The sequence below is a fragment of the Flagellimonas flava genome (assembly GCF_900129665.1).
GTDB lineage: Bacteria > Bacteroidota > Bacteroidia > Flavobacteriales > Flavobacteriaceae > Flagellimonas > Flagellimonas flava.
Genome location: NZ_FQWL01000004.1, coordinates 256,384 through 268,871, shown reverse-complemented (window position 1 = coordinate 268,871; position 12,488 = coordinate 256,384). Strand labels below are relative to the sequence as shown.

The 12,488-nt window shown below is 42.3% G+C and carries 15 protein-coding genes; 9 read left to right on the top strand and 6 right to left on the bottom strand.

What is annotated here, in order from left to right; all coding sequences use genetic code 11:
• The 6 genes from BUC10_RS17860 to BUC10_RS18050 form a co-directional block, all read left to right on the top strand.
• A partial coding sequence (locus tag BUC10_RS17860; protein ID WP_165614903.1) for a hypothetical protein occupies positions 1-636 on the top strand: 636 nt, incomplete at its 5' end.
• A 9-nt stretch (positions 637-645) separates the two neighbouring features.
• A complete protein-coding gene (locus BUC10_RS13735; RefSeq protein ID WP_073180640.1) occupies positions 646-1,296 on the top strand; it encodes a hypothetical protein in 651 nt (216 codons plus the stop codon).
• A gap of 24 nt (positions 1,297-1,320) precedes the next feature.
• A complete protein-coding gene (locus BUC10_RS13730; RefSeq protein ID WP_245812834.1) occupies positions 1,321-2,475 on the top strand; it encodes a gliding motility-associated C-terminal domain-containing protein in 1,155 nt (384 codons plus the stop codon).
• Positions 2,476-2,539: 64 nt separating this feature from the next.
• Positions 2,540-3,274: a M15 family metallopeptidase gene (locus BUC10_RS13725; protein ID WP_073180638.1), complete on the top strand. Its 735-nt coding sequence runs from the start codon at positions 2,540-2,542 to the stop codon at positions 3,272-3,274.
• 39 nt (positions 3,275-3,313) lie between these two features.
• Positions 3,314-4,078: a M48 family metalloprotease gene (locus BUC10_RS13720; RefSeq protein ID WP_073180636.1), complete on the top strand. Its 765-nt coding sequence runs from the start codon at positions 3,314-3,316 to the stop codon at positions 4,076-4,078.
• Positions 4,079-4,192: 114 nt separating this feature from the next.
• Positions 4,193-4,360: a DUF6747 family protein gene (locus BUC10_RS18050; RefSeq protein ID WP_313785957.1), complete on the top strand. Its 168-nt coding sequence runs from the start codon at positions 4,193-4,195 to the stop codon at positions 4,358-4,360.
• A 95-nt stretch (positions 4,361-4,455) separates the two neighbouring features.
• On the opposite strand, the gene BUC10_RS13715 is transcribed toward BUC10_RS18050, so the two are convergent.
• Positions 4,456-4,848, bottom strand: a complete 393-nt coding sequence (locus BUC10_RS13715; RefSeq protein ID WP_073180682.1) for an ankyrin repeat domain-containing protein — start codon at positions 4,846-4,848, stop codon at positions 4,456-4,458.
• A 207-nt stretch (positions 4,849-5,055) separates the two neighbouring features.
• On the opposite strand from BUC10_RS13715, the gene gpmI reads away from it, so the two are divergent.
• The 3 genes from gpmI to BUC10_RS13700 all read left to right on the top strand — a co-directional run bounded on the left by gpmI (position 5,056) and on the right by BUC10_RS13700 (position 8,302).
• Entirely contained in the window at positions 5,056-6,573 is a 1,518-nt protein-coding gene (gpmI, locus tag BUC10_RS13710) for a 2,3-bisphosphoglycerate-independent phosphoglycerate mutase (protein WP_073180634.1), read from the top strand.
• A gap of 55 nt (positions 6,574-6,628) precedes the next feature.
• Positions 6,629-7,447: a type I methionyl aminopeptidase gene (gene map / locus BUC10_RS13705; protein ID WP_073180631.1), complete on the top strand. Its 819-nt coding sequence runs from the start codon at positions 6,629-6,631 to the stop codon at positions 7,445-7,447.
• Positions 7,448-7,534: 87 nt separating this feature from the next.
• A complete protein-coding gene (locus BUC10_RS13700; RefSeq protein WP_073180628.1) occupies positions 7,535-8,302 on the top strand; it encodes a class I SAM-dependent methyltransferase in 768 nt (255 codons plus the stop codon).
• Here the strand turns inward: BUC10_RS13700 and BUC10_RS13695 are convergent.
• The 5 genes from BUC10_RS13695 to BUC10_RS13675 form a co-directional block, all read right to left on the bottom strand.
• Positions 8,299-9,306, bottom strand: a complete 1,008-nt coding sequence (locus BUC10_RS13695) for an FAD:protein FMN transferase (RefSeq protein WP_073180626.1) — start codon at positions 9,304-9,306, stop codon at positions 8,299-8,301. The genes BUC10_RS13700 and BUC10_RS13695 overlap by 4 nt on opposite strands.
• Before the next feature lie 2 nt (positions 9,307-9,308).
• Positions 9,309-9,674 (bottom strand): Na(+)-translocating NADH-quinone reductase subunit F, encoded by a 366-nt coding sequence (locus tag BUC10_RS13690; RefSeq protein ID WP_073180624.1) that lies wholly within the window; start codon positions 9,672-9,674, stop codon positions 9,309-9,311.
• 102 nt (positions 9,675-9,776) lie between these two features.
• Positions 9,777-11,087, bottom strand: a complete 1,311-nt coding sequence (gene nqrF / locus BUC10_RS13685; RefSeq protein ID WP_073180622.1) for an NADH:ubiquinone reductase (Na(+)-transporting) subunit F — start codon at positions 11,085-11,087, stop codon at positions 9,777-9,779.
• A gap of 2 nt (positions 11,088-11,089) precedes the next feature.
• On the bottom strand, positions 11,090-11,830 hold the full coding sequence (nqrE, locus tag BUC10_RS13680; protein ID WP_073180620.1) for an NADH:ubiquinone reductase (Na(+)-transporting) subunit E: 741 nt from the start codon (positions 11,828-11,830) through the stop codon (positions 11,090-11,092).
• A 10-nt stretch (positions 11,831-11,840) separates the two neighbouring features.
• Positions 11,841-12,488, bottom strand: a complete 648-nt coding sequence (locus BUC10_RS13675) for an NADH:ubiquinone reductase (Na(+)-transporting) subunit D (protein ID WP_073180618.1) — start codon at positions 12,486-12,488, stop codon at positions 11,841-11,843.

Sequence of the window (12,488 nt, the reverse complement as noted above, 5' to 3'; positions counted from 1 at the left end):
GTGCCCGCCGGATTCGCCGATGACATCGACAACGATACGCAGCTCACCGATGCACAGGTCGCCACGGCCGTCAACAACGAGTTCCCCAACCTCGATACTGACTCTACAGATGATTTCGATGGTAGTTGGGGAAGTCTTACTGGGATTCCTGCTGATATTGCAGATGGGGATGATGATACTGTAACCACACTTTCCCAAAACACAACAACTGGAGTTATCACCTATACGAATGAAGCAACCGCCAATCAAACCGCAAACACAGTTGGTGCAGAAACCGATAATAGCATTACCGTGGGCGCCAATGGAGGAGCATATTACGAAAGTCCGATCAAGGCCTTCGGAAAAATTGCTTCCAATGGAGGCGTGGTAAGGGCAACATCCGGTATTACCGTAACAAAATTAGCTGGCAACGGCTACTATAGGGTCAACCTGCCATCAGGATTGGTAAGTGATGCCAATTATATTATACAACTGGCACAGCCAAGTAGAGATGGAGGCGGAAATGATGACCCTGGCATATCATATCGAGCTCAGACCAGTACAAGTTTTGAAGTAATTATTGGCGACAACGATAATGGAGGAGGAAACCGAAATCGGTTTAATTCTGAGTTCATGTTTACCATTCTAGATCTATAAATCCGTAGTATGCGAAGAATTTGGATTATCATATTATTGGTATCGGCTGTTAAGGCTATCGGTCAAGCTCCTACCGCAGGTGATTTGGTTGCTATCCATAATGTCTCTACAACGGAGATGAACAATATCCTAAATCCGACTGAAGGCTCTTTCGTCTATAACACCACAACTAGAAGCATACACTATTACAGCAATTCAGCTTGGGTGGAAGTACCCAATGTAGCCAATAGTTATGTAGGCGCTTTCCAAATTACAGGATTGGGCAATAGTACAATAACTGGTGTTCCCTTTGAACCTTCCAGTGTTACTTTCTCAGCTTATGCCAATGTGGAGAATTACAATATAAATTCCGATAATGCCGTAGGCAATAATAACAGGGGCATCGCCAACGCATTTGGCTCCATGAATGGTTTTGCAAGAAACGATGGTGGCTCTATAGCAGAACAAGTAATCTATGTTGGCGGAAGTGGTAATTCCATTAATGACATTTCTCGGTATGCTTCCAATTCGCACAGTATTGGTCTTCGTTACAGCGATCAGAACGGAAACAATCTCGGCGTGACATCGGCAACCGTACTAAGATTCAATTCCAACGGTTTTACTCTAAACACGGACAGCTTTGCCGATGGTATTGTAGTTATTTTTCAAGCATTTAGATAAGTTATGATGCAACGAATTGTACATATGAAATTTTATATGTTTGGTATTGGGTGTCTAATATCATCCCAGGTTTTCGCCCAGGATGCATTCCATAATTTTGGAAACCTTCAATTTCATTCTTCAACCAATGTTGGATTTCATCTGGATGTTATCAATGATGGTGATTTTGATGACAACCAAGGTTTAACAGGATTTTACAGCACAAACAGACTTACGGTTTCGGGCTCTTCCAGTCCTGTTTTTCAGGATATCGAAATTGTTGTGGACAATGATTTACTTTTGGAAACTTGGGTAGGGGTCACGAACAACGCCAATTTTATTACTGGAGATGTGCTCACTGCCAAGAATAGCTCGGCCAGTTATTTAAACTTCATAGGAAATTCGTTTTATAACGGAACAGGTAATACCTCACACATTAATGGTTATGCAGGAGCTTCAAACAAAGAAACGATTACCTTTCCAGTAGGGGAAGGAAATTTTTTGCGATATCTTACCATGACTTCCAGCGGTGCTAACAGTTTAGCTAAATGTGCCTACTACTTCGAGGACCCAAACAATCCTGATTCCTTTACGGAACAGTTCCGAACTGATTTCAAAGAGCAGGACGATTTGCAGATAAGTGAGCTGGAATTCTGGCGATTGGAAGGTTCCCAACAATCAGTCGTAACCCTATCATGGGATCCCAATAGTGCAGTTGGCTTACTTGGTGAAGTTATTGAGAATTTAATCGTAGTTGGTTGGAGCAAAACAGAAAGTCAATGGGTAGGTTTGGGCAATACGGCCGTTTCAGGAAATCTACAAACTGGAACTGTAACCTCGGAAGCTTTTATCCCTGATGATTTCGAAATTATAACACTTGGAGGAACCGACGATCTCTTGGAACCTTTTACGGTTTTAGAACTGGACAATTACTTCATGACACCTAATGACGATGGAATCAACGACTTTTTACTGATAGATGGTATTGAAAATGCACCCAATAATATTCTAAACATTTATAACCGCTACGGGGTCTTGGTGTATTCCAAATTGAACTATGCCAATGAGTTTGGGGGGGAATCCAATAGAAATGGGGTTATCAGCAGAAGCTCCGGTCTATCCGCTGGTATCTATTTTTATATCTTGACGGTCAGTGATACTAGGGAAAAATTTCAAGGTTACCTGTATATTTCACAGTAAACGGGATCCAAACTTCATATTAAGACTTAAAAATACTTCTTAACTTGCCTTTCAAATTGTTTTCATGAAAAGAAGGACTTTCATTAAAAAAGCTTCAGTTACCAGTTTGGCCTGCGCCTTCCCTCCTATCATACCAAAAATTTCTGACCCCGAATATTCCGTTTTGGAACTTATGGGAAAAGCGGATATCGAACTTTTTGGCGAAGGTGTCAACTTAAGGGAAGAAGCCTCTATTGCGTATGGTAAAATGGCGAAGGCGGCCTATGCAGACGGTTTCAATATCAAAATGGTCTCAAGCTATCGTGACTTTTATCGGCAAGAGGGCATTTGGGAACGCAAATACCTAAGGTATACCGAAGATCAGGGTATACAGCCATTGGATGCCATTGAAAAGATAATTGAGTACTCCACAATTCCGGGCACAAGTAGGCACCACTGGGGAACAGATATAGACATTATAGATGGGTATGCCAAAGTGAGTGGTGATGTTTTGGTTCCAGAAAAATTTGAAGCTGGGGGTCCCTTTGAAGGTTTTAAGCAATGGCTGGATGAGAATTCAGAACGATTTGGGTTTTATCTGGTATACACGGATGAACCAAAAAGAAGAGGTTTCAAGTATGAGCCATGGCACTACAGCTATGCCCCTATTTCCATTCCAATGCTTACAGCTTTCCGCAAAAAGAATATCCTTAGACTTCTTGAAAACGAGGATTTTTTAGGATGTGAACATTTCACAACAGGCTTTCTAAAATCCTATATCCAGGACAATATTCTGGATATCAACCAAGACTTGTTATAAGCCTTTTTTGTATCTTGAGTTTTCAAGAACACTAACATCATGAGAAGAGGAAGCTGGAAAATCCGTATCCTTATTGGGCTCGCCATTGTGGCATTTGCCTTTATCCAACGCTGCAACAACAAAGAAGAGAATCCGTATACCGGCAGGGTCCAGAACATTAACATGACTGCCGACCAAGAAATTGCCATTGGCCTCCAGAGTGCGCCTGAAATGGCACAGCAACACGGAGGTCTTTATCCCGATGAACGTATGCAAGCCTTTGTGGATGCCGTTGGTCATAAATTGGTAAATAGTAGTATTGCCAGAGAAACACCTTATAAATACGACTTTCATTTATTGGCGGATGATCGTACAATCAATGCCTTTGCGTTGCCTGGCGGGCAGTGCTTTATCACCTACGCACTATTCTCACAACTCACCGAAGCCCAACTTGCTGGCGTTCTAGGACATGAAATCGGCCATGTAATCGGAAGACATTCCGCCGAGCGCATAGCCGAGAGCAGTTTTTGGCAGACCCTTACCATGGGTGCAACGGTTGGTGCGGATATGGGAAGTATGGTCGGAAGTATCGGACAAAACACCTTGCTAAAAAACGGAAGAGGGGACGAACTGGAAAGTGATGAACTGGGTGTATTGTTTATGATTCAATCTGGCTACGATCCCAATGAAATGATCCGAGTAATGGAAATTTTAAAAGCAGCGGCTGGTCCAAACCGTGTGCCCGAGTTCCAAAGTACGCACCCAGACCCAGAAAACCGTATTGAAAAGATAAAAGCAGCCATAGAAAAATATTCAGGTCGATAGATTTGCCACCTTCATCGATAAAAAAAGGGTATTGGCAGTTTTTAACTACCTTTGTATAACCCCAAGTCAAAATTACTTTTCTTAACCCATCTGTGCTATCAAAAGAGAGGACATATGGGAACACTATTACATTTTAAGCAGCTTTATTTCGAAGCTTTCGATGACTGCAAACCAAGTTTTGTGGTTGTCTTATTAAAAGGGTACGCTATTTTTTGTGCCGTGCTTTTGTCTATGGCGCTGTATGCATTTTTGTACCGAGCTTTTACAGGATTCGATTTTTAAAAGATTTCTCTTTTACAAGAACACTATAACGTAAATGAGCAAAAAGGCCCATCCTAAAGGATGGGCCTTTTGTTTTGGATGAATAAACCCCTTTCTTATTTCTTCATAGCTGCTTTTATTACTGCCAAAGCCTCTGTTGCATTGGAAAGCTCAGCGTACTTTTTTGCAGTATATCCTTTATCACACTTTTTTCTAACGTTGGCACCGTTGGCAATAAGTAGTTCAAGAATATCGGTCTTGTTGTAACGCGCCGCAAAATGAATGGGAGCCATTCCCATGGATTTTTTGTTCACGTCCTCTCCTAGGTCAATTAGTTTCTTTACCGTGTCGATGTCACCTTTCATGATAGCCTTGCAAAAAGAGTTCACTTCTGCAGGGATTACCACCGAAACCGCGTTCTCCATGGCAATTGTTGTTGATTCGTTGGCACTAACGCCTGCAACTACGAACATACATGCCGCAGCCACACTTAGAATTGTTTTTTTCATGATGAATAATTTTTGATTATAGATGAATATGATATAAAAATAGACTGCCCACATCACGAAATGTTACAGGATTAACACTTAAATAACTAAACTTTAACAACGGCCTTTTTTTTAACATAAATTATTAACAAATCGACGAGCAGAAAACCCCAGAAAGACTAGGGCATCCAGCCAAATCATTCTATTTTTGGGATTCAAATGTACAGCATGGACAAAAAGGTAATTCTTATGATTTTGGACGGTTGGGGAAAATCACCCGACCCAAAAGTTTCAGCCATTGAGCAAGCCCATACCCCATTTATAGATTCACTATATGTAAAATACCCCAATGCGGATTTACTCACGGATGGAATGAATGTAGGGCTTCCGGAAGGGCAAATGGGAAATAGTGAGGTTGGCCATATGAACTTGGGAGCAGGAAGGATCGTGTATCAAGATTTGGCCAAGATCAATAAAGCCGTCCAAGAGGATACCCTAAAAAAGGAAAAAGTCTTACAAGATGCTTTCGACTATGCCAAATCCAACCAAAAACCAGTGCATTTTTTGGGCTTGGTCAGTGATGGTGGGGTCCATAGCCATATTGACCACCTCAAGGCCCTGATAAAAACTGCAGACCAAAGTGGTGTTCAAAACTCTTATGTACACGCTTTTATGGACGGACGAGATGTTGACCCCAAGAGTGGAAAAGGATTTCTTGAAGACCTCAACAACTACTGTTCCGATAAAAATGCCGAATTGGCCACGGTTATTGGTAGGTATTATGCCATGGATAGGGATAAGAGATGGGAGCGTGTAAAGCTTGCCTATGATGTAATGGTAAACAACGAGGGCGAAAAGATTCAAGATAGTTCTAAAGCCATGCAAAAAAGTTATGACGAAGGCGTTACCGATGAATTTATAAAACCATTGGTCCTTACAGATGATGAATCCAATCCAGTGGCCAAGATTACCGAGGGAGACGTTATTGTTTTCTTCAACTTTAGAACAGATAGAGGCAGGGAACTTACTCAAGTTTTGAGTCAGGAAGACTTTCCAGAACATAACATGAAGAAATTGGACCTGTACTATGTCACCTTGACCAATTATGATGATTCTTTTAAAGACATCAAGGTGGTGTATGACAAGGAAAACATAAAAGACACCCTTGGGGAGGTATTGGCCGAGCATGGCAAGAAACAGATTCGCATTGCAGAAACTGAAAAATACCCACACGTTACCTTCTTTTTTAACGGAGGAAGGGAAGAACCTTTTAAAGGTGAGAACAGGATTTTATGCCCTTCCCCAAAAGTAGCTACCTATGACCTACAGCCGGAAATGAGCGCCTACGATATCAGGGACGCCATTGTTCCTGAGCTACAAAAAGGAGAGGTAGATTTTGTTTGCCTAAATTTTGCCAATCCAGATATGGTAGGACACACCGGGGTAATGGAAGCGGCGGTCAAAGCTTGTGAAACAGTGGATGAATGTGCGAAAGATGTCATTACCGCAGGATTGGAAAATGGCTACTCCACTATAGTCATAGCCGATCATGGCAATTGCGACACCATGGTCAACCCGGATGGAAGTCCAAACACAGCCCACACTACCAACCCCGTGCCGCTTATATTGGTTGATGGCGAGATAAAACATATCAACAATGGAGTTTTGGGAGATATCGCACCCACCATTCTAAAGTTATTGGGAATACCGCAGCCCGATTTAATGACTCAAAATTCCCTTGTTTAAGACGTTAGGGTTCCATTAATGCTGAGATTTTTCGATTTCCGCTATCTTTGCACCCATGGTAAAAATCAAGACATCAGAGGAAATTGAGCTTATGCGCGAAAGTGCCTTGGTTGTATCCAAAACTTTGGGTATGCTCGCTAGTGAAATCAAACCTGGGGCCAATCCCTTAAAACTGGATAAAATGGCCGAAGATTTCATTCGGGAACAAGGTGCAGAACCCGGTTTTTTAGGCATGTACGATTTCCCAAACACCCTTAACTGGAGTCCCAATTCCCAAGTGGTACATGGTATACCGAATAACGAAACCTTAAAAGATGGGGATATTATTTCGGTAGATTGTGGAGCTTTGAAAAATGGGTATTACGGAGATCATGCTTATACTTTTGAAGTAGGTGAGGTAGCCGAAGAAACCAAAAAATTATTGCGCGTTACCAAAGAATCCCTGTATGTAGGTATAGGTCAGTTCAAAGAAGGAAATCGCGTAGGAGATGTTGGATATGCCATTCAGAACTACTGCGAAACCCACGGTTATGGCGTAGTCAGGGAACTCGTAGGTCACGGTTTGGGCACTGAGCTTCACGAAGACCCTCAAATGCCCAATTACGGTAAGCGTGGAAGAGGTAAAAAATTCGTAAATGGCATGGTGGTGGCCATTGAGCCTATGATCAATATGGGGACTCGTAGAATCAAACAATTAAATGACGGTTGGACCATTTTAACGGCGGACGGAAAATCCAGTGCCCATTTTGAACATGATGTTGCACTTGTGGACGGGAAGCCAGAGTTGTTATCCACATTCCAGTATATCTATGATGCTTTGGGCGTTACTTCTGATGAGGAAAATGAATTCAGGAGTCAGAAGTTAGCATTCTAAACTTTTTAATTCGTGTCATAGTGTTACAATTGGGAATTTCTATACCAAGCTTATGGAATTAAAATCAGTGTAAAACCAATTTACAACGTGTCCAAACTATTTAAATTTTTTCTTAATCTGGTTCCCCGACCTATTCTCATAAGGGTGAGCTATTGGGTTAGACCACTTGTAACAATCTTCCTCAAAGGAGATAGGTTCACCGATCCCATAGATGGAAAAAGCTTCAAGAAGTTCTTACCTTATGGTTACGAAAATCCTCGGGAAAATGTATTGTCACCCTCCACTCTTTCCTTGGAAAGGCACCGCCTGTTATGGTTGTATTTAAAAAATGAGACTCCTTTCTTTTCCAAGCCGCATAGTCTTCTCCATTTCGCTCCAGAGCAGGCTTTTCACAAACGTTTTAAAGCGTTAAAGCATCTCAACTATACCACCACAGATTTGAATTCGCCACTCGCCGATGTCAAGGCGGACATCTGTAACCTTCCGTTTGAAAGCAATTCTTTTGATGTTATACTTTGCAACCATGTACTGGAACATATCCCTAATGATACCAAGGCAATGCAGGAACTGTTTCGGGTACTCAAACCTGGCGGATGGGGAATTTTTCAAATTCCACAGGACTTAAAAAGGGAAAAAACATTTGAGGACGATTCCATTACGGATAAAAAGGAACGGGCACGAATCTTCGGTCAGTACGATCACGTACGAATCTATGGCAGGGATTATTTTGATAAACTAAGAAGTGTGGGGTTCAAGGTGGAGGAAGTGGATTACACCGCGGCACTTTCCAAGGATGAGGTAAATCGCTACCGTTTGGCCCAAGGAGAGGTTATTCCTGTTGTGACTAAACTCTAATTCTTGGTTAGTATTTCGAATCCCTGGGTCATGAACTCTTGGGTATTTCCACTCCCATCTAAGTAAATGATATAGGCTTCAAGCTGATTGTTTTCTTTCAGCAATTGTTTGGAATCTTTCAAGTCCATTGCCATGAACGCAGTCGCAAAGGCATCAGCTTCCGCGCAAGTTTGGGCAACAACACTGGCGGCAAGCACGCTAGAGTTTTTGGTATAGCCCGTCTTAGGATCTATGGTATGGACGTACTTTTTGCCCGTTTCGGGGTCTATCCTGAATTTTCTGTAGTTGCCGGACGAAGCCATGGCCCTATCCTCCAATGATACGATCAACTTCAATTGCCGCCCCAATTCAACCTGGGGATCGTCTATCCCAACACTCCATTTTTTTTCTGAAATCAGGTTTTGCCCCTTGGTAAGGACCTCCCCTCCTACTTCAACCAGGTAGTTTTGTATTCCTTTGACATCCAGCATGGCACCCAATCTGTCAATGGCATAGCCCTTGGCCACCGCATTAAAGTCGAACCTTATTGCTGGATGTTGTTTGGAGATAGTATGGTCTGGATTGAGGTGTACCTTGTCCCAACCGACGTAAGACAGTAGACTATCCACCTTCAAACTATCCAACTCCAGCTGTTCCCCCGGTCCAAAACCCCAAGCATTGGCCAACACCCCTATAGTAGGGTCAAAAGCTCCATTGGAAGCTTTAAACACCTTAGTGGATGCCTTAAAAACTTCTTGAAACATATGGTCTACCACCAAGGTGGAATCCCCATTGTTGATTTTGGAAATATCAGAGGTTGGAATATAGGTGGAAAGTGATTTGTTAACGACTTGAAACACCGAGTCAATCTCTTGCTGAAAATCCAATTCCTGATCGGCAATATAGATAATGGAATAGGTGGTGCCCAATGCGTTTCCCACATTTTGATTCTTAACCCGTTGTCCATCATCACAACTTGTCAAAAGGAGAAACAATATGCTAATACAGCTGAAAATAGTTTTCATAATCAGATTTCAATAAGGCCTTGGTAATCCACTATATATTCTTCATTCAAATAAACAGGAAGTACTTGGTCCGATGCGTTTGACAATCCTACCCCGGCAAAATAGGTTTTGGCCTCGAATTTAACGGCATGGTTCTTCACCTTTTGCATCAGTTCTTCGTCATAATTCCTAGGATCATTTGGGTGCACAACATTTCTAACCACAATAAAATGTAGTATTTTTTCCTTTAGACATACATACTGTGGATTCTTCTTTGGCTTGCTATTGATGGCCATAAATTCAAAACCATCGGCTTCCAATTGTTTTCCCACAATATTCATTGCCAAATTGTGCAGTTCCTGTTCTGTAAGTTCCCTTCTGTTTTCCATAAAAAAACCGACACTTTCGCATCGGTTGGGTGTATTGTTTACCTCTAGACAGTCCCTGTTGTAAACTCAGAGTTGTGGCTCGAGGTGATGGTTGCAAAGAAATTATCCTCCAAAGTCATCAAATCTGATATTCTCGTCCGGGATACCAAAATCCTCACCCATTTTCTGAACAGCCTTGTTCATTAATGGTGGACCGCAGAAATACAATTCGATATCCTCAGGAGCCTCATGATGGTCTAAGTAATTATCAATCACACAATTGTGGATGAATCCAACAAAACCATCGCCTTCTTCATCATTGATATCTTTTTTAACCTTCCAGTTATCTTCTTCCAAAGGCTCTGAAAGCGCCATATAGAACTTAAAGTTAGGGAAGTTACGTTCCAAATCCTTGAAATGCTCAATATAGAACAACTCTCTTTTGGAACGACCTCCATACCAATAGGTGACCTTTCTGTTGGTCTTTAAAGTTCTGAACAAATGGTACAAATGCGAGCGCATTGGCGCCATACCTGCACCACCACCAACGTACAACATCTCGGCTTCCGACTCATTGATAAAGAATTCACCGAAAGGACCTGAAATGGTTACCGGGTCTCCTGGTTTCAATCCAAAGATGTAGGAGGATGCAACACCAGGGTTTACGTCCATCCATCCATTCTTAGATCTATCCCATGGTGGAGTGGCGATACGCACATTCAACATGATTTCCCTTCCTTCAGCTGGGTAGGAAGCCATGGAATAGGCTCGTTCAACAGTTTCAGGATTTTTCATGACCAAGGGCCATAAGTTGAATTTATCCCATTCGTTCTGAAACTTGTCCGGAGTCTCATGCTCTTCCGGGTGAGCGGTAATATCTATATCTGAATATTTTACCTCGCAAGGCGGAATTTCAATTTGGATATATCCTCCGGCCTTGTAGTTCATTTCCTCAGGAATCTCTACAACAAATTCCTTGATAAAGGATGCCACATTGTAGTTTCTTACGACTTTGGCCGCCCATTTCTTAATACCGAAGACTTCCTCTGGTATGGAAATATCCATATCCTGCTTCACCTTTACCTGGCAAGCCAATCGAGCTCCGGAATTCAATTCCTTTTTAGAAAAATGAGGTGTTTCCGTAGGTAAGGCCTCTCCTCCACCGGAATGCACATGGCACTCGCACTGGATACATGTTCCACCACCTCCACAGGCTGATGGCAAGAATACCTTTTGGTTCCCTAGGGTCGACAACAATGAACTCCCCGATGGTACCTCAATCTGCTTTTCACCATTAATGGTGATGGTAACAGGTCCCGAAGGGGACAATTTTTCCTTGGTGAACAGCAAAAGCGCCACCAAAAGCAACAATAAGATTAGAAACGCTACAACGGTAATTAGTATGGTACCTCCTGTACTTGTGGCTAAAATCATGCTTATTTATTTACAACTTCGTTATAAGAGACAGTTTTTTCATCTTCTTCCATCTCCTTTTCCAATTCTTTTTCAGGGGTCAATTCGGCCGCATTGTTTTCTGTTGGTTCTGGCGGCTCGTTATCGCCCGTTAGCATTCCACCAAAACTTTGGAACCCAATACCCATTAAACCCGTAATGATAAAGGTTATTCCCAATCCTCGAAGCGGGGCAGGAACGTTGGAATATCTAATTTTTTCCCTAATGGCGGCAATGGCCAAAATAGCCAAGAACCAGCCTATTCCTGAACTCACCCCGTAATTAAAAGCCAGTCCCAAACTTGGAATCTCCCTAGCCTGCATGAAAAGCGAACCTCCCAAGATGGCACAATTCACCGCAATCAACGGCAAGAAAATACCCAAGGAATTATACAGGGATGGCGAGAATTTCTCTACTACGATCTCCACCAATTGCACCATGGTAGCAATGGTAGCGATAAACAGGATAAACGATAGGAAGCTCAGATTGTAATCCGCATATTCTGGACCCAACCAAACTAAAGCACCATCACGCAATAGGTATTGATCCAACAACCAGTTCAACGGAACGGTTACGGCCAATACGAAGATGACCGCAGCTCCCAATCCCACCGCAGTGGAAACCTTTTTTGATACGGCCAAATAGGAACACATTCCCAAAAAGACCGCAAATACCATGTTGTCTATAAAGATGGACTTAAAAAACAATTCTAAATGCTCTAACATATCCTCTTATTTAAGCTTCTTCAATTAATGCTTTGTTTCTCGAACGCTGTACCCAGATAATGATTCCCACAACTATTAGCGCTGCTGGGGGAATAATCATGAATCCATTGTTCTCATATCCTGTGGCGTATAATCCGGTTTTGGCAATAGGGTCCCCTAAAACCGGCATACCGAAAAGTGTCCCTGAGCCCAAAAGCTCCCTAAAGAATCCTACGATAATCAGGATAACCCCATACCCAAGGGCGTTCCCAATTCCGTCCAAGAACGATCTCCATGGTCCGTTACCTAGGGCAAATGCCTCAAAGCGTCCCATGATAATGCAGTTGGTAATGATCAATCCCACAAAAACAGCCAACGTCTTGCTCAGTTCATACGCAAAAGCTTTCAACACCTGGTCCACTACAATAACCAAGGTAGCTACAACAATCAATTGTACGATAATCCGGATTTTGGATGGTATGATATTTCGCAAGAGCGAAATCACAACGTTACCCACACCTAACACAAAAATTACCGAAATGGCCATAACTACGGACGCCTTTAACTCTGCCGTAATCGCCAAGGCGGAACAGATACCCAATACCTGAATGGTAATAGGATTATTATCCGCCAAAGGATCTAAAATTAGATTTGCATCTTTTTTTGAAAGTAGCGCCAT